Source organism: Thermosynechococcus sp. (assembly GCF_046299635.1).
Lineage (GTDB): Bacteria > Cyanobacteriota > Cyanobacteriia > Thermosynechococcales > Thermosynechococcaceae > Thermosynechococcus.
On sequence record NZ_JBKBHV010000022.1, the window covers coordinates 20,284 to 44,043 of the forward strand.

Here is a 23,760-nt window from a genome sequence, read left to right on the forward strand (position 1 = left end):
GCAGGCTGAATGCCTGACGACCTATAGGCTACGGACTTTTGATTAAAAGCACTTAATTCTAGATAAGTTTGGCCAAAAAATCAGCAACTTATAAATAAAACTTAATAAATCAAATTCCAATTCCTTTCAGGAAGATTGCAGAGACTCACATGTATCAAACCTCCTGTATCAATGAGTTAGTGTCTAGATTCGGTATCGTTATATGATTATATTATTGATTATAGCCCTTTTCTAAAATATGGTAGCCATAAGCAAGACGTGAGCCTTTTCTATAGTGGCTTCAATCATTTTGATCGTGTTCTGCCTTTGGCAAAAGGAGTGCATCACTAACGTATTGTTAAAAATAACACTCTATGTTTCAACTAAAATGTTAGCTTAGTAAAAACCAATGAGCTGTTGTTAACTCATTGAAACAAATTTAGTCATGAGCCGTAGAGTGTGAGTACCTGTTGATTAAAGAACAATTAAGTTGTTTTATTCACTTGAATAGCGTTCTGATAGAGGAAATATAGAGCGAATGAAAAAAACAAAGCCCCTAACTGGTAGAGCACTCTTGCAGCGCTTAGGTGAACTGGGTTCTACATCCCGTAAGGAAGCCGCAAAGCTCTGTGGCTACTATCGCGTCACAAAATCCGGTGAGGTGCGTGTCAACTTAGGGAAATTTTACGAAGCAGTACTTGCCGCCGAGGGACTACAGGTACACTCATCGGAAAAAGAAGTCAATAGTCAATCAGCACGAGGGCGATCGCCCTCCTATCGGGTGAAAGTGCACCAAAATGGTCAGATTGTCATTGGTTCTGCCTACACAAAAGCCATGAACCTAAAGCCGGGGGATACCTTTAAAATTAAGCCGGGGTACAAACATATTCATCTCTATCTCATGAATTCAGAAGAAGTGGATGATGCCTCCACAGAGTAATCAATGGTTCGCCCTAATGATTGGCAATAGTCGGCAGCACTGGGCACTCTTTACAGGTGAACACCTCAGCCGCACTTGGCACCTGCCCCTTGAGGATTCTCCCGGCAGCCTTGGCAAGGCCTATTCCGACCTGCCCTGCTGGGGGGCAAGCGTGGGGGCGCAGTCTATCCGGCAAGTTCATCCCAATGCTGTGGAACTGACCCTTGCCGATATTCCCATTCCGCAGATGTACTCCACCTTGGGCATTGATCGTGCCCTTGCCCTCTGGGGAGCGCTTCAGATCTATGGGGCACCCGTGTGCGTGGTGGATGGGGGCACTGCATTAACGTTGACTCTGGCCGACGATCGCGGCGCGTTTGCCGGCGGGGTGATTCTCCCCGGTGTTGGCTTAATGGCACGGGCACTGGCAGACTATACGGCGGCTCTGCCCCATGTGACGCTTTCGCCGGAACCGCCGCCGCGGTGGGGTACCAGCACCCCCGCTGCCATTGCCAGTGGTCTCTACTACGGCACCGCTGCTATTTTACAGGCCTATCTGGTCGCCTTCTTTGAGGCCTATCCCCAAGGCAGGGTGATTGTCACCGGGGGCGATCGCCCCTTTCTCGGTGAGCTATTCAAAACATTTTTAGACGCCGATCGTTGGCGCGCGGACGATCATCTGGCTTTTTGGGGTATTCGTGCCCTCCGCAGCCCAACCGCTAAGATAGAAGTGAACTCATAAATTAGGATTGACGAATTCCGGCAATGGAGCGACGGGATGACTTTACGGATTTAGCCTTGGGATTGGTTTCTGCCCAGAGCTTTCCGGCGATCGTTGGCATTGCCGATCACATGCTCAAATCCTCCGATGTCCTCCTCGTGGGCTACGAAAAAATTGGTAGTGGCTACTGTACCGCGATTGTGCGGGGTCGGATTGCCGATGTGCGGCTGGCGGTAGAAGAGGGCGCCGAACGGGCACAGCAATTTGGTCAAGAACTCAGTACATTGGTGATTCCTCGACCCGATCCCAACCTAGAGAAAATTCTGCCCATTGGGAGTCTTCTTGCCCAGATTGCCTCTAAGCATCGCGGCCATCGCCTCAGTAGCCATGCGGTCGGTCTATTGGAAACTCGTGGCTTCCCCGCCATGGTAGGGGCAGCAGATGCCATGCTCAAGGCCGCAGATGTGATGCTGACCGCCTACGAAACCATTGGAGCGGGTCTATGTACGGCCATTATTCGCGGGACGGCCTCCAATACGGCGATCGCCCTTGAGGCGGGGATGGCAGAAGCAGATCGCATTGGTGAACTCCATGCCGTGATGTTGGTTCCCCGTCCCCTTGAGGATTTGGATCAATCCCTGCCCTTGGCACCCGCCCTGCAACGGGAACTGCAACCCCTGCGGCTCCCCCTCAGCCTCAAGCACAAAGAGAGCGAACCCCTTGCCCTCCGAAGCGCAGCTCAAAACAGTGTGGCAGTGGAAGCCCCTGCCGAAACGGTGCCCGTTGAACCTTCGGCCAATCCCTGACCGGCAATCCAGCCCGTTGTCCACGCACTTTGTAGGTTAAAGCCCCTCGTCACCCCGTCAATATCGAGAATTTCCCCTGCAAGGAACAGCTCCTCGCAGTGGCGGCTGGCCATGGTCTTAAAATCCACCTCCTGAAGATCCATACCGTCACAGGTGACAAACTTCTCCTTGAAGGCGCCCTTACCGGCGATCGCGAATGTGCCTCGGTGTGAGGCCTCTGCCAGTGCTAGGAGTTGTTTTTTGCTCAGGTGCGCCCAAGTTTGCTCGGCGGGAATCCCCACAGTGGTTGTCCAGTAGTTCCAGAGGCGACGCGGCAAGGGTTTACAGCAGTAATCTATAAGTTATTCAAGATTATACATATTTATACTTTTATCATGTATAATAATTGTTATGAGTAAACTATCCATCTCTCAAGCGGCAAAATTAAAGGGGGTCTCCACGCAAACTCTGAGACGGTGGGAGGCAGAGGGGAAGCTTATCCCGGAAAGAACAGCGGGTGGTCATCGCCGTTATGATTTGGCACAATTAATGGGCACAAAATCGGAGCTATCCTTCACCGTAGGTTATGCTCGTGTATCTAGCCACGACCAAAAAGAAGACTTGCTTAGGCAAGTTGAAGTCATCGAGTTATTTTGTGCTTCCAATGGGTGGCAAGTAGAAATTATCCAAGACATAGGCAGTGGTCTAAACTACTCTAAAAAGGGGTTAAAACGACTGATCAATTTAATTACTGACCATAGAGTTGAAAGATTAGTACTTACCCATAAAGACCGGTTATTGCGTTTTGGCAGTGAGTTAATTTTCTCCTTATGTGAGATATTTGGAACAGAAGTTGTCATTATAAATAGAACTGAGGATAGTTTTTTTGAGGAAGATTTAGCAGAGGATGTATTAGAGATAATAACCGTATTTTCTGCTCGACTTTACGGTTCAAGAAGTCATAAAAACAAGCAATTGTTGCAGGAGTTAAAAAATGTCGCTCGTCAGCTTTAAGACCCGTCTCAGGCTTAATAATCAATCAGCAAGCCACTTTGGCGGCTAAGCAGGCTGGAGTAGCGAGACATGCTTATAACTGAGGCTTGGATGCTTATTTAGAGGCTTTAGAAAATAAGCAGAAAGTGCCGAGTGCAATAGAGTTGCACAAGAAACTGGTCGCAGAGGTTAAACCTGTCAACAGGTGGTACTACGAGGTTAGCAAATGCGCTCCTCAAGAAGCTCTAAGGAATTTAGAACGCGCATTTAAGAATTGGTGGAAACATAAACACTGCAAAAAACCAACATACAAAAAGAAAGGCAAGAGGGATAGTTTTTACTTGGAAGGTGCTATTAGAATATCAGGAAACAAAATCAGAGTCCCGATATTTGGATGGTTAACTTGTGATGAAGTTTTGCCGTCAGTTTCGCCAAAGAACGTAACCATCAATAAAAGAGCAAATAGATGGTGCGCCTGCGGACGGCGCATACATCATCTTTAAGTACGAAATAGAACACAAGCCCACCCCTAAACAAGTAGATAAGGTTGGGGTGGACGTAGGCATCAACGCCTTAGTAACTTGCTCCGACGGTACAGTCTTTCCGAATCCTAAACCCTATAGGAAAGCGAAGAAAAGACTCTCCCGACTACAGAGGAGGTTGAGTAAGAAACAAATCAACTCCAACAACGGAAAGAAAGCTAGAGCTAGGTTAGCTCGAGCCTACAAAAAAGAGCGGAAGCGACTCTTATCTCCTGAAGTGAGGTTTAAAATGCTGGGCATTGGCGCACTGGGGAGAAATCCCGAACGACTGGAGAGACAATCGCCTCTACGGTGGAGGGAAAACCTGAAATCGTAAGTGATGTTGCGCAACCGTAACCAGAATCCCTTGCCTTTAGCTGACGCAAGTATGTCAATTCCCAACACTCATCTGAATTGAAGTTTTCTGCTGCACAGCCGGGGTAGTTCCGAAGCCTTCATAGGTACACAGATAACGTCCAGCCCCATAGGAGATAACGACTGCGTATTACTGCCACTGTGCTTATCTTTGTATCTGTTTGGGATAACGCAACTTGACCGCAATTCCCCATGTCACTAAGCTACGCTATAGTGGCAGTACCCTTGTGAGGTTTATGATGGGTATTCAAGTTATTGCTACCACTCCCTTTAAGGATCAAAAGCCCGGCACCTCTGGATTACGCAAGCCCGTCTCGTTTTTTCGGCAACCCCACTATTTGGAAAATTTTATTCAGGCCATTTTTGACACCATCCCGGCTCCCCAAGGGCAAACCTTGGTGTTAGGGGGAGATGGCCGCTACTTTAATGCTGAGGCAATTCAGGTCATCCTCAAGATGGCCGCTGCCCATGGCTTTGGCCGGGTCAAGGTGGGGCAAAACGGCATCCTCTCCACGCCGGCTGCCTCCTGTGTGATCCGCAAATATGGGGCGATCGCCGGCATTATTCTCTCCGCCAGTCACAACCCCGCCGGGCCCCAGGGAGATTTTGGCGTCAAGGTCAACATGGCAAACGGCGGCCCTGCCCCTGAAAAGGTCACTAATGCTATCTATGAGCGCAGCCTTGCCCTCACCCACTACAAGATTTACAAGGCTCCGGATGTCAATTTGCACAACCTAGGGGAGTTTCCCTTGGGAGAGATGATTGTTGAAGTGATCGATCCGGTGGCCGATTATCAAGCCCTTTTAGAAACACTCTTTGACTTTGACCGCATCGCCGAGGTCATTCGGAGCGGCAAACTGCGCCTAGTTTTTGATGCCATGCACGCGGTTACCGGTCCCTATGCCCACCAAATCCTTGAAAAACGCCTCGGCGCCCCCCAAGGCACAGTGCAACACGGGGTGCCCCTACCGGACTTTGGCGGTGGTCATCCCGACCCCAATTTGGTCTATGCCCATGACTTGGTGCAGCAACTCTTTGGTGAGGATGCGCCGGATTTTGGCGCTGCCTCCGATGGCGATGGCGATCGCAACATGATTTTGGGGGCAAACTGTTTTGTTACCCCCAGTGACAGCTTGGCCATTCTGGCTGCCAATGCCCAACTTGTGCCCGGCTACAAAGACGGATTAGCCGGCATTGCCCGTTCAATGCCCACCAGTCAAGCAGCGGATCGCGTCGCCGCCCAGCTGGGGATTGACTGTTATGAAACCCCCACCGGCTGGAAGTTCTTTGGCAACCTGCTGGATGCGGGCAAAATCACCCTCTGCGGCGAGGAAAGTTTCGGCACCGGCTCCAACCATGTGCGCGAAAAAGACGGTCTATGGGCCGTGCTCTTTTGGTTGAATATCTTGGCGGTGCGCCAAACCTCGGTGGCTGAGATTGTCAAAGACCACTGGCGCACCTATGGCCGCAACTACTATTCACGCCATGACTACGAAGGGATTGAGAGCGATCGCGCCCACACCCTCATGAGCCAACTAGAGCAAAAACTGCCCCGCTTGGTGGGTCAAACCTTGGGTGCCTACACGGTCGCCACTGCCGATAACTTCAGCTACACCGACCCCGTGGATCACAGTGTCAGCCAACACCAAGGCATTCGGCTTATTTTTGAGGATGGCAGTCGCATTGTCTATCGCCTATCGGGAACGGGAACCCAAGGGGCAACCCTGCGGGTCTATTTGGAGCGCTTTGAACCCAATCGGGCGCAGCAACACCTCGATGCCCAAGTGGCCCTTGCCGAGTTAATTCAACTGGCTAATACAGTGGCAAATATCCAAGAACTGACGGGTCGCGATCGCCCCAGCGTCATCACCTGATGCCATGAAGATTCTCCATCTGTCGGATATTCACCTAGGCAGTGGCCTCAGTCATGGGCGCATTAACCCCGCCACCGGCCTGAATACGCGCCTTGAGGATTTTATTGCTGCTCTGGCTGCCTGTATTGACCGCGCCCTCGCTGAACCGGTTGATTTGGTGCTCTTTGGTGGTGATGCCTTTCCCGATGCCACTCCGCCGCCTCTGGTGCACCAATCCTTTGCCCGTCAATTTCGCCGCTTAGCAGATGCCGGTATTCCCACGGTTCTGTTGGTGGGTAATCACGATCAGCACGCCCAAGGACAGGGGGGCGCCAGCCTCAGTCTCTATCGCACCCTGGGGGTGCCCGGCTTTCTCGTGGGCGATCGCTTGGCTACCCATCCCATTGAGACTCGCCGAGGCAGTGTGCAAGTCATTACCCTCCCCTGGTTAACGCGATCGACACTCCTCACCCGACCGGAAACCGGCGGTCTTTCCCTTGCGGAGGTGCATCAACTGCTCCTTGAGCGACTGCGCCTTGCCCTTGAGGGGGAAATTCGCCAACTCGATCCGACCTTGCCGACTGTCTTGCTGGCCCATGCCTTGGTGGATACGGCTCAGTACGGCTCTGAACGCTACTTGAGTGCCGGCAAGGGCTTTACGATTCCCCTGAGTTTTTTAGCTCGCCCGGAATTTGACTACGTAGCCCTTGGCCATGTGCATCGCCATCAAGTGCTGTGTCAGGATCCGCCGGTGGTCTATTCCGGCAGTATTGAGCGGGTGGATTTTGGCGAAGAAGGGGAAGAAAAGGGCTATGTCTTGGTGAATCTCGCCAAGGGGAAAACGGAATTTCAGTTTTGTCCCCTGCCCACCCGCCCCTTTCGCACCATTCGGGTGGACTTAACCGAAGTGGCACAGGATCCCCAAGCGGTGCTTTTGGGGGCGATCGCCCGCGTGGATATTAGAGAAGCTGTGGTGCGGGTCATGTATCAAGTGCGTGCCGATCAAATTCCCTTGATTAACCTCCACGAACTGCAAAAGGCTCTCGAAAGCGCCCACAGCGTTAGCCTCCTGCCGCAACTGGTGAATAACCAGCCCATTGCCCGGCTGCCCGAAGTGGCTCTCGAACAGTGCCTTGATCCCAGCCATGCCCTGCAACTGTATCTGGATCATCATCCCGGCCTTGAACCCCTGCGGCAGGACCTGCTAACGGCACTCCAAACCCTTGATGGCAATCTTGAACAAGTTGACCAAGAGAATCTAGACCCTCCAGAGAGACCGCGATCGCCCGAACCTGTGATTCAGCAACTGACATTGCTCTCCTAGTCTGAATTTAAGCTTTGATTCAAGTCCTATAGACCAGACGGGAGTTATACCAATTCAATTTGAAGATGACACAATAAAAGCTGAATAATCAATGACCAGCTCCTCAAAGAATCAGGCACTGCAATTGCCGTCCCCCTTGAGACCTGCTTATTAGAGCCAATACTGACAAAGAACTGGTATTAGTCGCTCAATCTTATCAGCAGTTCAGGAGGGGGAATCCAAGGAAGACAGAGTAAGAGGGCGCTCGGCATCTGGGGCAAACTTTTTTCCTTGGACTTGTTGACATTTTTTCTCATCTATTCTAGGCTAAGTTTTAGTGTTCTCCTCTCTGAGGAATCGGCAGGCGGGGTCAGTCATTGCGACGACTCCATTTTTTCTTTAGGCGCTCCTCTTGATCCTCAGAAAGCGCTCGACCTCACGTCCTTTAGGGATAGTTCGCTATTGCCAAAGATTTGCAAACTCTGGGTAGGGAATATGGCGGCTACAGTACCACAGCACGGTATAGGGAGCCATCAAGTCAACCTTTTCTTGGGTCTCAAAGCTGGCAATTGTGCGGCAAACCCATGGGATCACCGTAGTTGTCAGATAAGGATTCAGGGGTTCGGACAATTCATCAAGGGTCGCCAAGCCATAGTAGAAGCCAAGAATATCGTCCTTTTTCTGGGCTTGCTCTACTAGCGATCGCAGGGTCGCCACCACAAGGGGATGTTCAGGGGCAATACGGTGGAGAGCACGCACCGCCGCCATCAGTGTTTCTAGATCGTAGGCCTGCTGCTCAATGATTAACTCAAGGGTGTCAATGGCTTGGGGATGATTGGGACTGACCATGCCAAGGGCGCCGCAGAGGGCAATCTGGTGGGACTGCACCGTGGCCAAACCCAAATAGCGCTCTAGCCGTCCGACAACCTCCCACTGACACACCCCTGCTTGGTGTAAACACCGACTGGCCAGAGTTACATCCTCAAGGTAGGAGGAGTTACGAAAAATCTCCAAGGCAGCATTGGTGGCTTCAGCGACCCAGCGGCCTTTTACAGTAATCAGAAGGGAGGCGATCGCCAGTTTCAGGCGGTTTGACTGTTGGGGATGATGGAGCAACCGCTGTAAAAACTGCTGTAGGCGCTCGCCGGTGGTACTGTCCCAGATGCTCCTGACTGGCGCAGGATCAAGTTCCTGAAGAAATTGTTGACACTCTGTCAACACCGCTTCTCGCACGTGCGGCTTCGTGGCCTGTCGTAACGTCTCCTCTACAACCTGCAACGCTTGACTAAGGTGGTTGACATTGGTAGCAAGCTGAGCAATCAAGAAAGCTGCACGGACGCGGGGGAGTTCCCGCTGTTCAACAACTAGGGATTCAAGGTAGGGCAGTAGCTCTCGACTAGCAACCCGTGGTAGAGATTGGCGCACCTCTGCTTCGAGGGCAGGAAAGAAAAAGGTCAGCTCCGGCTGCTGGGAAAAGCCGCCGATGGTTTGTGGTAAACCGCAGACCCAGTGGCTAATATTGGCAAGGGCGTGTTGGTAGTTTTGCTGCGGTGTTTGGTGATTCCCACCCCTAGGTATGACTGTTACCCAGCGACTGGGATCATCTTGTAGCCCTTGAGGCCTTAGTTGTGCCAGTTCCAGTTGCCAGCGACACCAATAGAGGAAGTTGGGAAATTCAGAGACCTTTGGCGAGGGGCGATCGCCCCCATAGACCGTCACAGAACTGGTCTCGGATTGGCGTAAGTGGTGCCAGTATAGGCACTGGGCTTGGGGATGGCGACAAATTAAGGGTAGGGCCGATGTGCCCGGCAGATCATCATCCAAACGACTCAGTTCCCGCAATTGCGATCGCGCCTGCGCCACTGCTGCATAGAGATCTGCCCCCCCCTGAAAGTTCTGCAAAAAGTACTTTAGAAACCACTCGGCAGCAATATTGGGGATCGCTTCGCGCATGACGATCGCGTGGGGCAACCCCAACTGAATTAAAAACTGTCCCAACAGAATACTGTTGCAGGAATTAAAGATTACCAGTTGCAGCCCCTGTTCTACCGCCCGCCTCAGCGTCTGGCGCAGCTTGCAGATCTCTAAGGGGTGTTGTTCATCGTTGATATGAATCCCCTTCCCTTGACTGTGGCCGGCATAAAACAGAATGTCCCAAGACTGCCGCCAAAGGGGATCCAGTTCACTTAAGCGCGGCGATCGCAGGCAGTGGAGTTCCACATCAGGTAAGGTGCTGAGGGTTCCAAGATCACCCTTGAGATCAAGGCCATCATCCGCCCCAAAAATTGCCAAAATTCGCACCTTCTCATGCTGCACAGTCCGAGACTTTAGGGACTGATACACCAGCGGTGAAAAGACCACATCTACATTGCCGCGTTGGCAAATCGGTGCCCACTCATGCCATGGATAGTGCCACAGTTGCACAAAGTCTGTCTGCACAAAAATGCGCTGAACCTCATTCATGGGCGGTGGCAAGATAAAGTTGCCTAGGCCAAAAAATGAAGTCTCCTCTCCGCCATATTCTTTCCCCAGATAACTGATGCGAGTGCTGTTCAACCATGCGCTCAGGGTGGCCACGAGCGTTTTGTAGTGTTGCCGTACCTCTTGAAGGAGATGAGTCTGCTGAATACCAATGTTGGTAATTTGGCTATCGCTTGCCCCCAGACGGATCTTCTGCGCATAGCTGCGATAGGCGTTACGCCACTGCGCATACTGGTGAGGGAGATGCGGCATTGCTGGAAATGCCACAGAATACACTCCATAGGCATCCACTTGGGTATCGATCCCGAGAAGGAGGCGCCCCCCCAGGGAATGCTGCTCAAGGCAACCCCTATGGATTTCCAAGCAAACCTGTTTCATCGCAGTGGCAAGCAAAGCCAGTGCAGCTAGACCACAAAAGTTTCCGTGATTTTAGCATCCCGATAGGCCAGCGTGATAGCAAAAGTTTCGCCTATTTGTCCCCAAAAGCGGTACTGCACGGCTTGATCCTGCTGCCGACTCGTGACTTGGACAAAGGTATGGCCATTGGCCTCGGTAATTGTCAAAACCAAGTCCGGGGGCAACGTTTCTCCCACCTTGAGAGCCGTGACGCGCACCAGAATATTGGCAGAGGCCTGATCTCGCGGCAGTACCGCCATGACTAAGCCAAGGGACTGTCCCCCTAGGGCAATGCCCAAATCCACAGTGCGGGTTTTCCATACCCCTGCTTCTGGAGCAGTGGCATCCTTAGCGTGGAGGTATTCTGCTGCCATCCAACGCAATCCTTCATCGGCAGTGGTGGCAATCAGGTCTTTGAGGAGAGCAACCGCTTGGCGACAATCCTCCGTTTCCATGGCTTGACGTAATTGAGCCTGAGCTTGCAAGGCCGTTAACGTGTCATTGGAGCGCAATGTCCACGCTGACGATGTCCAGCCCAGTTTCCAGCTGAGGTAGGGATGGATCAGGGCGCCCTCCTCAAACAGCTCCTGCACGTCTTGCCACACTTGACCCAAGAGGCTCTCAATGCCCTTGGTCTTGGCGTAAAGCCATAGACTCAGCCGCTGTGGATGACAGGCCAAAAAGAGATCAAGGCGATGGCGAGGTTGACCGATGATTTGCAGCCATTCCCCAAAGGGCAACACTAAGCGAGGCAAGAGGATCTCGCCACTGGCGATTTGCTGAAGTGTCGCTGTGGAAATGGCAGTTGCCGCAGGTGATGGAACAGGGATATGAGGGCATTCTGGCAAGGCGGCAAGTAGGGGGACATCTTCGATCATGTCCTCGCGATCAAGGCTGTAGGTACGGCTTAGAGGATCAATCGCAGAGCGATTCACACTGCTGCTGGGGGCATAGCCCCAGAGCCTGATCTGGGCTTTTTCTGTAAAGACCTGTACGCCCAAGATGTAATCGGGTTGCCAAGGGGCAATGTAGAACCATTCTTGGGGAATGCGACACTTGTCCAGCTCTATGGCGGTATCGGGCACAATCAACACTTTACCGATGGGGGTCTTCAGGAGGGTGCCGTTGACAAACTCCCAAAAGATGGGCAGTTCGACGGTTGAGAGGAAGGGTTCGGCACTGATGCCCATTTCTGCGAGCCAGTCGCGCACGGCGACGTAGGCCATTGCATTCAGCCGAACACTGCCACGACGGTAAGCGCGGGCAGCCGCTGTGATCTGCTCAATCCACGGGCGATCGCCACAATCTGCCAAATCAATATGAACATGTTCTACCTGCGCCATTGCTGGCGCATTTATAGTCGTGAGAAACGCAAGGGATAGTGGGGTCATGGTTCTTTACCTAGGTACAACAACTTCCAAAAGGTCATATCATTTCCAAAACAGTCAAGATGCACCCTGATTGCAATTGGGTTATGCCATCGGCAGCTGAGCATGCTGCTGACAACACAGGACGGAAACTTGATCGCCCTCCTTCAACCAGAGAGAGATAGCTCCATTGACCGCCTCAAGGCGTTCGGGATACAGGGGTTGGTTAAAAGCAGTGAGTACCGCTTTCGCCAAATGGCTGCGGATTCGTTCTAGGACACGCGAGACTTGATATTGTTTTTTAAACCCCAACTGCTGGGCAATCTGTTGCTGGTTGACTTGCTCGTGATAATACAGACAAAATACCTGACGACTGGTGTCATCCAGCGCTTCAATCGCATTTTTCAGCACTTCAAATACCTGTTTGAGGATTTCCTCTTCTTCCTGCTTCAAGGTTGCTTCCCAAGGGCTATTTCCTCCTCCTTCTAGGGTGTCCCAAAACTTTGGCTCAGTAGGATTCACCACCGCCGGTTGGCGATCGGCTCGCAGGGCAGCGATCGCTTTGCGCAGCAGGGCTTCAACTTCACCGGGTGTCACAGCGGGGAGATCAGGACAACATTGACGATAGGTTTTAGCCACCTGATCTAAAAGTGCCTGATCGGGGGCAGCAGGTTGATCCACCAGCTCCTGCCACAATTGGACAACGGCACAGAGTTGACGAGTTTCCTCTTCTCTGTATCCTTGATTTTCTAGGGCTGAAGAGAGAGAACGACGACCGCTGTTTTTGAGTAAGCCCCAGTCCGATTGGCGTGCCCCCATCAGCTCAGCATACACCCCGTCATAGATGCGGCGATAGGCGTAAGTGGATAGCCGAGTACCCCGCTGCGGATTAAACCTATGCAATAGCTTCAGGGGGTCATTTGTAAGGCAACAGGCCTGCTGAAAATAGTCGGTGAAGTGATGTAGGCCGGGAACTTTTTCCCACAAAGCCCTAGCGACGGACCAACTGGTTTCTTGGAGATAGCAAAACACTGCCCGCCGCCAATAGTCGGCATCACTATGGTTCGGCTGACACTGTAATTTTTGGAGGAGGAAGCCAGCCATCGCATCTGGCTCCGTAAGACTGTACCCCGCCTCTGTAAAGTAGGCCTGTAGTTGGCGATCGCAAAACCAGTGCGGGCGACCCAAATCGTCAAATTTCAGGAAAGTAAAAAGTTTATTGCAGAGTTGGCGGTTCATGAATTTCTCTAGCAAGACATCCAAGGACAACCGTAGAGGGAAACGTGACGTGACCACCTGCTTCCTTCACTGGGCATTTTCATTCATCCTCCCGAGACTGCTTTCCATTCATTTATCCAATGGCGTTTTTGCAAATATGCACTCGCCTTGCAGATTTTAGAAAAAATTTTTCGCGCACCTTGGGGCGATTTGTCTGGCCTCTATCAACTCTTAACATCACAAGGAGGGGATGATCCATATCACAAGTCAAGCGTGTTTTCTGTGGCACATTACAAGCAAGATTTGCGATATGCCCATGTTTAACCCACTGACCGTTCGGTTTTGGGGCGTGCGCGGCAGTATTCCCTGTCCCGGTTCCCACACGGTTCGCTATGGCGGTAACACATCCTGCGTAGAAATTCAGGCCAATGGTCAACGGATTATTTTGGACGGCGGTACGGGTCTGCGAGTCCTAGGGGAGCACTTAATGAGTCAACAGCCGCTGGTGGCCCATCTATTTTTTAGCCATACCCACTGGGATCACATTCAAGGCTTTCCCTTCTTTCAGCCCGCCTTTGTACCGGGGAATCAGTTCCATATCTACGCCGTGCCCGGAAAAAATGGTCAGGGGATTGAACGACGACTAAACGATCAAATGCTGCACCCTAACTTTCCCGTCCCGTTGCAGATTATGGGGGGAGATTTGCGCTTTTATGACTTAGAGGCGGGTGAGCAGGTGCACCTAGAGGGGGGTGTGGTGGTGAGAAATGAAGCCCTCAATCATCCGGGCGGTGGAGTGGGCTACCGCATCAGTTGGCAGGGGATTCACGTGGCCTATATTACAGACACAGAGCATTTGCCGGATCGACTGCATCCGGGAGCCTTTGCCTTGGCCGATCGCGCCGATGTGATGATCTACGATGCCACCTATACCGATGAGGAGTACCATCACCCACAGCAGAGCAAGGTGGGGTGGGGGCATTCCACTTGGCAGGAAGCGGTCAAGCTGGCTCAGGCGGCCCAAGTCAAGCAACTGATTTTGTTTCACCACGACCCCAGCCACGACGACGACTTTCTCGACCACATCGGTGAGTTGGCACGGGCACGATTTCCGCAGACGCTGCTGGCTCGCGAGGGACTCATGATTTCCGTCTATCCAAATGTGATAGACTTCCCGGCGACGCCTCAAGCCAGTTAGCCCTGTGTTGCCTGTCGTGGTTTTGCCCGGATATTTAGCAGCGGCTCCTGACTACTACCCCCTGCGGGACTATCTGCGGCAGTTGGGGTTTGTGGCGGAGGTGGTGCCCCTTAAGGTGCGCTCGTGGTTTCCCACGTTGGGGGGGCGATCGGTGGCGCCGATTTTAGAGGCTTTAGATACCACCATTCAAAACATTCTGAATGAAACAGGTGCCTCCTGCGTGCATCTTGTCGGCCACTCGGCAGGGGGTTGGATTGCTCGCATCTACCTTGGGGATCAGCCCTATGATGGGCGAGTTTGGGCCGGTCACCAACGAGTGCACACGCTGATCACCTTGGGGACTCCCCACCGAAGTCAGGAGCGCTGGACACGCCGCAACCTCGACTTTGTTAACACCACCTACCCCGGTGCCTACTACGGGCACGTTCGCTATGTCTGTCTGGCGGGCAAGGCCATCTATGGCACACCGCGCGGGTCATTGGCCAATTGGTTTACGTATCAAAGCTATAAACTCACCTGTGGCGAGGGTGCCTGTTGGGGGGATGGGGTGACCCCCGTGGTTGCAGCCCACCTTGAGGGAGCAGACAATCTAGTCTTTGAGAATGTGCTCCATGCGCCGCGCAGCCGCTTGCGCGATCGCCCCGATGCTCCTTGGTATGGCTCGCCGGCAATTGTGGCCATGTGGCAGCAGTATCTCCAGGCCGATTAGACAGCACAGCGCTCAAATTGCCAGCGGTAAACGGGTAATCCTTTGGCAAGAACACATTTTTCCCGTTCCGTTGCGACAGGCCAAGGACTCTGAGGTAACCAAGCGGTACAGGTTGAGCGAAAGGCCGGATGGGCACGAAACTGCTGCACCATGGATTCAGCCACCTCAAGCACATCCGACTGAAGGACAACCCGCCCCCCAATGGGGAGGAGTTCGGCAAGGAGGGTCACCAGTTCTGGGGTCACAACCCGGCGTTTATGGTGGCGGCGCTTGAACCAAGGATCTGGAAACTGAATCGTGACGGTGTGCAGGGGAAGTCCGTCGAGAAGTTTGCCCAAGTGTACGTTGGCATTGCCCCAGAGGTAGTGAAGGTTGCGAAGTTGCCGGCGATCGCGCCGCTCATTGGCCAATATCACCAGTGGATGGCGAATTTCCAGACCCAGAAAATTTTGCTCTGGATAGAGCGCTGCCATTTCTAGCAAAAAGGTTCCCTTTGCACAGCCAACATCCAAATGTAGAGGCTGTGAGGGTTGCTCATAAATTGTTGACCAATCGGGAACAGCAATATCTTGCTGGAATTTGTGACTCAGAGGGTTAACGTGTTGTCGCACCCGTACCGCCATGGCGCGATCGCTCATCCAAAACTCCCTAACCTACTGCCGCTATAGCGTAGCGTATCTCATTGCAAAGTCAGAAAAAACTGCCCTCAATCGCTGAGGACAGCAAAAACCACCTAGGGCAATGGGATCGTCCAGCGGCGTGGTATGACCCCAAACTTGTTGACAGGCGAGTTACTCTTTCAAGAAACCGCTGTAGGCTTCGATGCCGTGCTCGCCGATGTCCAAGCCTTTGAGTTCCTCTTCTTCGGAAACACGAATGCCAAGAGTTTGTTTCAGAGCCAGCCAAAAGATACTAGACATCAACACCGTAAAGCCACCAATACTCAAGATGCCAATGATCTGGGCAATCAACTGAGTTAACCCATGGCCGGTTAGCAAGCCTAACTCTTTGTCAAACAAGCCAACGGCCAAGGTGCCCCAAGTGCCGCACACCAAGTGGACTGAGGTGGCACCCACCGGGTCGTCAATTCCGATGCGGTCAAAGAAGAGAATAGCATAGACCACCATCACCCCGCCCACGGCACCGATGATCACGGCACTCCCGTAAGACACAGCCGCACAGCCTGCTGTAATGGACACTAAACCTGCCAGAATACCGTTGATTATCATGGAGAGGTCGGGTTTGCCAATGCCACACCAAGCCGTCATTGTTGCCGCAACACCGCCTGCTGCCGCCGCCAAGTTGGTTGTCAGGGCAATGGAGGGCACAGCTTCATTCGCGGCCAATTCAGAACCGGCATTAAACCCAAACCAACCGATCCAGAGAATTAAACACCCCAGCGTGGCAAAACCCATATTGTGACCCGGTAGAGCTTGGGGTCTACCATTAGCCGCATATTTGCCAATCCGTGGCCCGAGGAAAGCCGTACCCATGAGAGCTGCCCAGCCGCCTACAGCATGCACCACCGTCGAACCGGCAAAGTCCTTGAAGGCGACGCCCTCCCCAAGAAAGTTGAGATTGCTGAGGAGACCATCCCCCCAAACCCAGTGCCCCGTAATCGGGTAGGAAATGCCGGTCAGCAGGAGGCTGAAAATTAAAAAGTCAATAAACTTAATCCGCTCGGCGACCGCCCCGGAAACAATGGTGGCTGCCGTCCCTGCAAAAGCGGCTTGGAACAGAAACGCCACAGCAATAGGTAAGCCTTGCGGAAAAGGCTCAAGGCGGTAGGTTTCAGGATTTTCACTGCTGAGGAAAAAGCCCCCCCAACCAATGAAGCTATTGCCTTCAGCACCAAACATGAAGGAGTATCCGATCGCCCAGTAGGCCAAGGTAGCCAAGGCAAAAACGATTAAGTTTTTAGAAAGAATGTTGACCGCATTTTTCTGGCGGCAGAGGCCGGTTTCCAACATCGCAAAACCGGCATTCATGAAAACCACCAGAATGGCTGCCACCAATACCCAAATGGTATTCAGAACCCCTTGAACGTCTTCAGGGGTGAGGGGCTTATCCTGTGCTTGAGCAGCGACTCCCCAAACTGCCACAATGATTAAGGCGAGCGGCATGCAGGCGACAAGGGCTGGCGATCGCCAGCGGAAATTGGGCTTCCAGTCAAGGTTCAGTAACGGTCGCTTTTGCCGTCTAACACGTTTCGGTTTTAACTTAGACATCGCTTTCATTCTCAACGGCTATAGAGTAGAGTTGCATATGAGTTCAGCGGAGGAGAAATCGCAGTTGCGGTACCATACCACCAGAAAGCAATCTGGCTGTTGTTTGGTTTGAGCTAAGCGAAGCATTGACCCGCAGTTAACCTTTGATTGCACCAGTTCTCAGATTGGAAAATCTGTATCGCGTTATACATTTACCTTGATGACCAAAACCGCCTATCCTAGGAAGGGCAAATCGCATCAAGTTTGCAGGTAACGTTCCTGATAGGTGTGAATGGATACGATCTGGGAGTTGGATTTTTATTCCCGTCCCCTTGTGGACGAAAACAACAAAAAAATCTGGGAATTGCTGATTTGCGATCGCCAGCAACAATTTCAGTTCAGCAAAACTTGTGCAGGAGCACAAGCCAATGCCCGCTGGTTAGAGGCTGCCCTCAAGGAAGCAATGGCACAATGGCGGCAGCAACTGGGACTGGCAGACAGTATTCAACCGGATCGAGTGCGTTTTTTCCGCCGCGCCATGACCAGTATTATCACGCGGGGGGGAGAAGCGGCAGGCTTAGTCATGGTGCCCAGTCGGCGCACATTCGCCCTCTACGATTGGCTGCGCGATCGCGCCCTGAACTACTATCCAACTTTGCCCAACTACCAAGCGGATCTAGCAGCGCCCCCGCCGTTGATCTCCCCTGCCCCCCAGCCGTTACCGTCGGCTCTTCAGGGCGATCGCTGGCAATTGAGCGGCCTTCCCCTGGGGGAAATTAAAACCGCTGCCGAATGGGAACTGCCCTTTGGAGAGGTGCCGCCCCTGCCCTTTTTGACCCTCGCCGACAATGTGATGCTGCCCGGCCTGATTATTTATTCACAGCGGGCACTGCCCTTGGCCGGTTGGCTGTCGGGATTAGAACCCGCCTATTTGAGTTTTGAGGAGGAACCCCAGCCGCTATTGGTGTTAGAAACGGGAGCAAGCGATCGCTGGGTTCTCATTAGTGGTCGCAATCCCCAGATTCAAAAGGAACTTGCTGCTTTTAGGGAGGCCTGCACCCAAAGCCAAGGGCTGCACTTTATTGCCGTGAAGGAGAGACCCGAACAGGAAGCACTGCAAGGCTTTTGGTTGTTGCAGCACACCCCTGAAGTTTGACTAGAGCAGCTTCTCTAGGCCATAGATCAAGCGTTTCAGTTGCGTGACTTTGCGAATGGCAAGCAAGACCCCCGGCATATAGCACTGGCGATCGCTGGTGTCATGGCGCAGCGTGTAAATTTGCCCCGGTGCCCCAAAAATCACCTCCTGATGCGCAATCAGTCCCGGCAGGCGAACACTATGAATGCGAATTTCGGCGTTAGCACACGCCCCGCGCGCCCCCGTGAGATGTTCGGACTCCTGTACCTGAGGCAGGTTAAAGGTTTTCCCCAATTCGGCTAGGCGCTGCGCGGTTTGCAGAGCCGTCCCACTGGGGGCATCGGCTTTTTGGTTGTGGTGCAGTTCAATAATCTCCACATGGTCAAAGTATTGGCTGGCACGAATGGCTGCCTCCTGAAGCAACACCATGCCAATGGAAAAGTTGGGGGCAATCACGGCGCCCATATCCGCCTTGTCAGCAAACTCGGCGAGATCTTCAATTTGCTCTGGAGTCAAACCTGTTGTCCCCACCACGGGATACACCCCGTAGGCGATCGCCATGCGCACATTCTCATACACCACTTGGGGATGGGTAAAATCCACCATGACCACGGGTTGTTTTTCTTGAGCCGCCGCCACACAGACCTCTTGCAAACTACCACTAATGGGAATCTCTAACGCACCTAAACCTAGAACAGTGCCAATATCTTCTCCCACTTGCTTGCGATCGACAGCGGCATAGAGAGTCGTATCGGGAGCCTGCTGCACCGTTTTCACAACTTCACGCCCCATTTTACCGAGCGCGCCAACAACAATCACTGGGATGGGTGTACTCATGCAAAACTCCGACACAGACCACAGGCTAGGATAGCGCGATCGCTTGGCGATACAATAAGCCAATACTGAGTATTTTGTCCTAAAGGCATGATGTTAGTCTTTTCCTTTCCTGAGTTGGTTGAGCGCTGTCAAACATGGACACCAAAACGGCCGGGCTATGCCGTCTGCCCTTTGGATCACCACAACCCCGAGCTAGCCTCTAGTCTCTATCGCATTGAGCCAGGGCAAGCCAACTATCCCCATTACCACCATCGCGGTGATGATATTTTCCTAATTGTCTCGGGTGTCGGTGAACTGATTACCTGCCCGATGACGCCGCCTGCCAATTCTGTGGCTGCAAGTGCTTTGACGCGTACCCCCGTGGAAACTGGCTCTTACGTCCATGTGGATGCCCAATGTCTGCACTGGCTGCGGAATCTCTCTGCCGATCAGCCGCTGTACTACCTCAACATTGCACCCCTGTCCCACGAGGGCGATCGCGTAGATGTCACCATTGAGGGGTGGAGCTAGCCTTGCCTAGCGGTCTGTCCAATGGATCGGTGCACTAACCGTGAACAGCCCTAGTCTTTAGGGCCATGCTAGTTCTTGAAATTCTCCAATAAACAGGCTAAGGGGAACTCTCTACAATCCTACAGCGTACATAGGCCTACACAATACATAACATATAAATAAACAACACATAAAAATAAACAATACATAAAAATAGATTATGAATAGTATATGGGCAGATAAGAAACATGTGTCTATATGTTAATTATGCTAATATATATTAATTTTAATTATGTTAAGTACATGGGTTACAAAGACTTATATGGTATGGGGAAAGAGAACATAGGAATTAGAGGTCATCTATCAGATTTCTCCCTTGGTGAACTCCTGCGCTTTTTAGAACAAGGTAAAAAAAGTGGCTGTCTCTCCTTGGACTCCACAGAAAAACAGCAAGTGGCAGTCACGCCAGCAAAACTAGAAACTCTTCACCTACGGTACATTGAACGTGAACGCGGGGCGCCCTTGTGTCGTCTCTTCTTTAGTGATGGCCAAATCGTTGCGGCCACTCATTCTTCCAATCACAAGGGGCTACAATATCTGATTGAGAAACGCAGCTTGCTGCGCGAGACTAGCTTGCAGCGACTGTTACAGGTTCGCCCCCTCACCAGTCCACTGGGCATCTACTTAAAAGAACAGGGGATTCTCACCTCAGAGGATTTGCAACTGCTTTTTAAGCAGCAGGTGTTGACTCCCATTCCCCGTCTATTTGCTCTCAAAGAGGGATGGTTTGAGTTTTCTCCGAGTTCGTCCCTGCCCTTGATCGAGATGACCGGCCTGAGGGCATCACCCACCAGCGTAGCCTTGACGGGCTTACGACTGCTTAAAGATTGGACACCGCTTTTGGATAAATTGCCCTTGGCAACCTCCACACTAGTGAGCGTGATTGAGGGTCGTCCCCCCTATCACCTCAATCCCCAAGAGTGGCAAATTTGGGAGTATGTTAACAGCAACTTAACCTTGCAAGAGCTTGCCGAGCACCTTTCTATGGCATTGTTAGAGGTGCAAAAGGCCACTTTTCGTCTGATGGTGGCGGGTCTTGTGGAGGAAGTACCGAAAATTGATCAAGAGGATCCCACGATTGGCGAACCGAATCCTGATTCTCCGCCGGCGGCTCAGCCCCTGAGTGAGCAATTTCTGCATCGGTTCCTTAACTTTCTTAGAGCTTCCTAGGGCTATCGAGGACAATCCACTGCTCTGTCAATGCTCCAGAAGCGGTAGAGTCAAAGTAGGGTTGCGTAGGCGTTATCGTTCTCCGAGCACAATGGCCAAACAGCGGATTCTTGTCAAGCCGAACGCACGCCGCTCTTCTGTCTCGGTGGGGCCTGAGGGTCAACTGGTGGTTGCGGTGCGTGCCCCGGCCACGGAGGGTAAGGCCAATCAAGAACTCATTGCGGTTTTAGCGGACTATTTTCAGGTGCCCAAGTCCCGCATTCAGTTAGTCAAAGGTCACACCAGTCACCATAAGGTGATTGAACTTCTAGATTAAGAGCGATCTAGACTAAGAGGAAGTGCTGTGCGATCAAGCCTATGACCCTCGATGTCACCTCTACCAAATCCTTTGTTCTCAGCGGTGCCCGCCCCCACTACAGTCCCGATCGCCCCGGACAGGTGGAACATCTCTTTCTTGACCTGACGCTGGATCTAGAGGCGCAGACCTGCTGGGGACAGTGCCATATTCACCTGCGCCCCCTTCACGCGCAACTGCGCCACCTGCGCCTCAATGCCGTGGGGCAACAGATCAAAGCGGTGACCGTGCAGCGCCAACCCCAAACCTTCCACTACGACGGCGAATTCCTTGATATTGTTCTCGATGAGCACCTAGGGATTAGCCCCGAGCAGGTGCTGCTCATTACCATTGACTATGGCCTTGAAAAACCTCAGCGAGGGTTGTACTTTATCCCCACCCAACCGCCCCAAGCTTGGACGCAAGGGGAAGATGAGGACTCCCGCTATTGGTTTCCCTGTTTTGACTCTCCCGGTCAACTGGCCACCTCCGAGATCAGGGCACGGGTGCGGCAACCCTTGCAGGCCATTTCCAATGGGGAATTGCGGGCCTGCGATAGCGAGGGAGAGTGGCAAATCTTTCATTGGTACCAACCCCAAGTGCATCCCACCTATTTAATGACCTTGGTGGTGGGGGATTTTGCCGTTGTGGACGATCGGTGGCAGGACAAACCCGTGACCTACTATGTCCCTAAAGATCGCGCTGCCGATGCCCGCCGCACCTTGGGCAAGACGCCAAAGATGATAGACTTTTTTAGCCGTATCTATGGCTATCCCTACCCTTACCCAAAATATGCCCAGGTTTGTGTGGCGGATTTTATCTTTGGGGGCATGGAAAATACCTCGACCACCCTCCTGACCGATCGCTGTCTTTTGGATGAGCGGGCGGCAGCGGAAGATTTTCGCACTGAAAGCCTTGTGGCTCATGAGTTGGCGCACCAGTGGTTTGGGGATCTGGTGGTGATCAAGCATTGGTCCCATGCGTGGATCAAGGAGGGGATGGCCTCCTATGCCGAGGTGCTCTGGTTTGAAGAAGAATACGGCGCCGATTTTGCGGCCTACTATCGCCTTGGCGAGCTGCGCAACTACCTGAGTGAGGATAGCGATCGCTACCGTCGCCCCATTGTCACCCATGTCTATCGCGAAGCCATTGAACTCTACGATCGCCACCTCTACGAAAAAGGCGCCTGTGTCTATCACATGATCCGCCAAGAACTCGGCGACGCCCTCTTTTGGAAAGCCATCCAAACCTTTGTCCAAACCTATGCCCATCAAACCGTGGAAACGGTGGATCTGCTGCGGGCCATTGAAACCGCCACCGGGCGCAACCTGCTGCCCCTCTTTGACCAATACGTGTTTCGCGGCGGGCATCCCGACTTCCATGTCAGCTACCGCTGGGAGGCGGCGGATCAATTGGCCGTGCTGACCGTCAAGCAGCAGCAGGTCACCGAAGGGGTAACTCCCCTAGAGCGCAATCTCTTTGATCTGCGGATTCCTGTCGGCATCGGCACGGTGGATGACCAAGGCCAAGTTGCGGTCAAAATAATTCCCCTGCGGATTTATGAACCGGAGCAGACGTTTTATCTCCCGCTGACGCAGCAACCTACCTTTGTGAGTTTTGATGCCGGCAACCACACGCTGAAAACGGTAACGCTGGAGTATCCTCTGCCAGAACTCAAAGCCCAGCTCCAGTATGATCCGGACGTTCTCGGCCGCATTCAGGCGGCCATTGCCCTTGGCAAAAAAGGGGGCTTAGAGGTTGTGCAAGCCTTGGCGGCGGCATTGCCACGGGAACCCTTCTGGGGGGTGCGGCGTGAGATTGCCAAAGTCTTAGGCACCATTCAACTAGATCAAAGTTTAGAGGCGCTCAAGCTGGCTCTGGCCGATGCTCACCCCCATGTTCGCGCCGCAGCGGTGGAAGCCATTGCCACCTTTAAGTCGGCCAAGGCCTACGAACTCCTTAAACCCATTGCCAAGCATGGGGATTCCAGTTATAGCGTTGAAGCCGCCGCCCTAAAGGGAATTGGGGTCATTGCCGCTGCCAAACCGCAACCGAAACCCAAGCCCGAAAAAGTTCTGAAGCGGCTGCGCAAGGCCTTGGAAACTCGGCAAGGTTGGAATGAAGTCGTGCGCTGTGGGGCGATCGCCGGCCTAGGGCAACTGAAGGAGTTTCCGGAGGCGGTGAATTTGGTTCTTGACTACACCGCTCCGACTGTGCCGAAACCCCTGCGCTGGGCCGCCATTCGCACGCTGGGCACCATTGGCGATCGCCACCACCCCCAACTACAACAAATCCTAGAGCGACTGGCACAACTTGCTCACGAGACCTGTTTCTTTACCCAGCTGGCCCTTGTTGAGGCATTGCGGCAAATAGACCATCCCCAAGTTCTCACCCTTTTGCAACAGGTGGGCGATCGCACCACCGATGGCCGCATTAAACGCGCAGTAGATGAAGCCCTTGCCCAGGTGAAGCAGAATTTAAGCGCAGGCGATCGCCTGAAAACCATAGAAAGTACCCTTGAAGAACTCCGCAAAGAAAATCAAGCCCTCAAAAGTCGGCTAGAAGAACTGGCAGCCAAGAGCAAATTGCCTACCCAAGACCCTTCCCCCTTGGGCGATAATGAGAAAACTAACTCTACCTGAAAAGTGCCGCAGTGCTGGTGAAGCGGCAGACGACCAGCGGGAGGAATTACTCAATTTCAGCTTGTTGC

21 protein-coding genes are annotated in these 23,760 nt (G+C 52.7%); 14 read left to right on the forward strand and 7 right to left on the reverse strand.

The annotated features are described in order from the left end of the window. Nucleotides 1–517: 517 nt before the first annotated feature. The 3 genes from ACK4IR_RS09455 to ACK4IR_RS09465 are packed head-to-tail and all read left to right on the forward strand — an operon-like array spanning nt 518 to nt 2,425. The gene (locus ACK4IR_RS09455) at nt 518–919 is read left to right on the forward strand and encodes an AbrB family transcriptional regulator (RefSeq protein WP_409874118.1); all 402 of its coding nucleotides are present in this window, start codon (nt 518–520) and stop codon (nt 917–919) included. After that, nucleotides 900–1,640: a pantothenate kinase gene (locus ACK4IR_RS09460; RefSeq protein ID WP_409874119.1), complete on the forward strand. Its 741-nt coding sequence runs from the start codon at nt 900–902 to the stop codon at nt 1,638–1,640. The genes ACK4IR_RS09455 and ACK4IR_RS09460 overlap by 20 nt, the downstream gene beginning before the upstream one ends. A 23-nt stretch (nt 1,641–1,663) precedes the next feature. Further along, nucleotides 1,664–2,425, forward strand: a complete 762-nt coding sequence (locus ACK4IR_RS09465; RefSeq protein WP_409874120.1) for a carbon dioxide-concentrating mechanism protein — start codon at nt 1,664–1,666, stop codon at nt 2,423–2,425. On the opposite strand, the gene ACK4IR_RS09470 is transcribed toward ACK4IR_RS09465, so the two are convergent. Next, nucleotides 2,359–2,742: an NAD(P)/FAD-dependent oxidoreductase gene (locus ACK4IR_RS09470; RefSeq protein ID WP_409874121.1), complete on the reverse strand. Its 384-nt coding sequence runs from the start codon at nt 2,740–2,742 to the stop codon at nt 2,359–2,361. The two genes, ACK4IR_RS09465 and ACK4IR_RS09470, sit on opposite strands and share 67 nt — an antisense overlap. Nucleotides 2,743–2,815: 73 nt before the next feature. On the opposite strand from ACK4IR_RS09470, the gene ACK4IR_RS09475 reads away from it, so the two are divergent. The 4 genes from ACK4IR_RS09475 to sbcD all read left to right on the forward strand — a co-directional run bounded on the left by ACK4IR_RS09475 (nt 2,816) and on the right by sbcD (nt 7,470). After that, the gene (locus ACK4IR_RS09475; RefSeq protein ID WP_409874122.1) at nt 2,816–3,418 is read left to right on the forward strand and encodes an IS607 family transposase; all 603 of its coding nucleotides are present in this window, start codon (nt 2,816–2,818) and stop codon (nt 3,416–3,418) included. A 531-nt stretch (nt 3,419–3,949) separates the two neighbouring features. Beyond that, nucleotides 3,950–4,255, forward strand: a complete 306-nt coding sequence (locus ACK4IR_RS09480) for a transposase (RefSeq protein WP_409874123.1) — start codon at nt 3,950–3,952, stop codon at nt 4,253–4,255. Between the two features lie 277 nt (nt 4,256–4,532). After that, entirely contained in the window at nt 4,533–6,167 is a 1,635-nt protein-coding gene (locus ACK4IR_RS09485) for an alpha-D-glucose phosphate-specific phosphoglucomutase (protein WP_409874138.1), read from the forward strand. A gap of 4 nt (nt 6,168–6,171) precedes the next feature. Further along, on the forward strand, nt 6,172–7,470 hold the full coding sequence (gene sbcD / locus ACK4IR_RS09490; protein ID WP_409874124.1) for an exonuclease subunit SbcD: 1,299 nt from the start codon (nt 6,172–6,174) through the stop codon (nt 7,468–7,470). A gap of 438 nt (nt 7,471–7,908) precedes the next feature. On the opposite strand, the gene ACK4IR_RS09495 is transcribed toward sbcD, so the two are convergent. The 3 genes from ACK4IR_RS09495 to ACK4IR_RS09505 all read right to left on the reverse strand — a co-directional run bounded on the left by ACK4IR_RS09495 (nt 7,909) and on the right by ACK4IR_RS09505 (nt 12,989). Next, complete coding sequence (locus ACK4IR_RS09495) at nt 7,909–10,182, reverse strand: CHAT domain-containing protein (protein WP_409874125.1); 2,274 nt, start codon at nt 10,180–10,182, stop codon at nt 7,909–7,911. A 152-nt stretch (nt 10,183–10,334) separates the two neighbouring features. Next, entirely contained in the window at nt 10,335–11,717 is a 1,383-nt protein-coding gene (locus ACK4IR_RS09500; protein WP_409874126.1) for a DUF1822 family protein, read from the reverse strand. 81 nt (nt 11,718–11,798) lie between these two features. After that, a complete protein-coding gene (locus ACK4IR_RS09505; protein WP_409874127.1) occupies nt 11,799–12,989 on the reverse strand; it encodes a sigma-70 family RNA polymerase sigma factor in 1,191 nt (396 codons plus the stop codon). Between the two features lie 232 nt (nt 12,990–13,221). Here ACK4IR_RS09505 and ACK4IR_RS09510 point away from each other — a divergent pair, with 232 nt between their 5' ends. Together ACK4IR_RS09510 and ACK4IR_RS09515 are read left to right on the forward strand one after the other, a co-directional pair. Further along, a complete protein-coding gene (locus ACK4IR_RS09510; protein WP_409874139.1) occupies nt 13,222–14,109 on the forward strand; it encodes an MBL fold metallo-hydrolase in 888 nt (295 codons plus the stop codon). A 4-nt stretch (nt 14,110–14,113) separates the two neighbouring features. Next, nucleotides 14,114–14,818 (forward strand): esterase/lipase family protein, encoded by a 705-nt coding sequence (locus tag ACK4IR_RS09515; RefSeq protein ID WP_409874128.1) that lies wholly within the window; start codon nt 14,114–14,116, stop codon nt 14,816–14,818. On the opposite strand, the gene trmB is transcribed toward ACK4IR_RS09515, so the two are convergent. Continuing rightward, on the reverse strand, nt 14,815–15,456 hold the full coding sequence (trmB, locus tag ACK4IR_RS09520) for a tRNA (guanosine(46)-N7)-methyltransferase TrmB (protein ID WP_409874129.1): 642 nt from the start codon (nt 15,454–15,456) through the stop codon (nt 14,815–14,817). The two genes, ACK4IR_RS09515 and trmB, sit on opposite strands and share 4 nt — an antisense overlap. A gap of 153 nt (nt 15,457–15,609) precedes the next feature. Beyond that, on the reverse strand, nt 15,610–17,055 hold the full coding sequence (locus ACK4IR_RS09525; protein ID WP_409874130.1) for an ammonium transporter: 1,446 nt from the start codon (nt 17,053–17,055) through the stop codon (nt 15,610–15,612). Between the two features lie 262 nt (nt 17,056–17,317). Here ACK4IR_RS09525 and ACK4IR_RS09530 point away from each other — a divergent pair, with 262 nt between their 5' ends. Next, nucleotides 17,318–18,181, forward strand: coding sequence for a Tab2/Atab2 family RNA-binding protein (locus ACK4IR_RS09530; RefSeq protein WP_409874131.1), 864 nt, complete (start codon nt 17,318–17,320; stop codon nt 18,179–18,181). On the opposite strand, the gene dapB is transcribed toward ACK4IR_RS09530, so the two are convergent. After that, nucleotides 18,182–18,997, reverse strand: coding sequence for a 4-hydroxy-tetrahydrodipicolinate reductase (gene dapB / locus ACK4IR_RS09535; protein WP_409874132.1), 816 nt, complete (start codon nt 18,995–18,997; stop codon nt 18,182–18,184). An 87-nt stretch (nt 18,998–19,084) separates the two neighbouring features. Here dapB and ACK4IR_RS09540 point away from each other — a divergent pair, with 87 nt between their 5' ends. The 4 genes from ACK4IR_RS09540 (at nt 19,085) to ACK4IR_RS09555 (ending at nt 23,692) form a co-directional block, all read left to right on the forward strand. After that, a complete protein-coding gene (locus ACK4IR_RS09540) occupies nt 19,085–19,507 on the forward strand; it encodes a cupin domain-containing protein (protein WP_409874133.1) in 423 nt (140 codons plus the stop codon). Between the two features lie 306 nt (nt 19,508–19,813). After that, the gene (locus ACK4IR_RS09545; protein ID WP_409874134.1) at nt 19,814–20,716 is read left to right on the forward strand and encodes a DUF4388 domain-containing protein; all 903 of its coding nucleotides are present in this window, start codon (nt 19,814–19,816) and stop codon (nt 20,714–20,716) included. A 91-nt stretch (nt 20,717–20,807) separates the two neighbouring features. Then, nucleotides 20,808–21,032 (forward strand): DUF167 domain-containing protein, encoded by a 225-nt coding sequence (locus ACK4IR_RS09550; RefSeq protein ID WP_409874135.1) that lies wholly within the window; start codon nt 20,808–20,810, stop codon nt 21,030–21,032. 41 nt (nt 21,033–21,073) lie between these two features. Continuing rightward, nucleotides 21,074–23,692 carry a M1 family aminopeptidase gene (locus ACK4IR_RS09555; RefSeq protein ID WP_409874136.1) on the forward strand — a complete coding sequence of 873 codons (2,619 nt, stop codon included), beginning with the start codon at nt 21,074–21,076 and terminating at the stop codon, nt 23,690–23,692. Nucleotides 23,693–23,760: the final 68 nt, after the last annotated feature.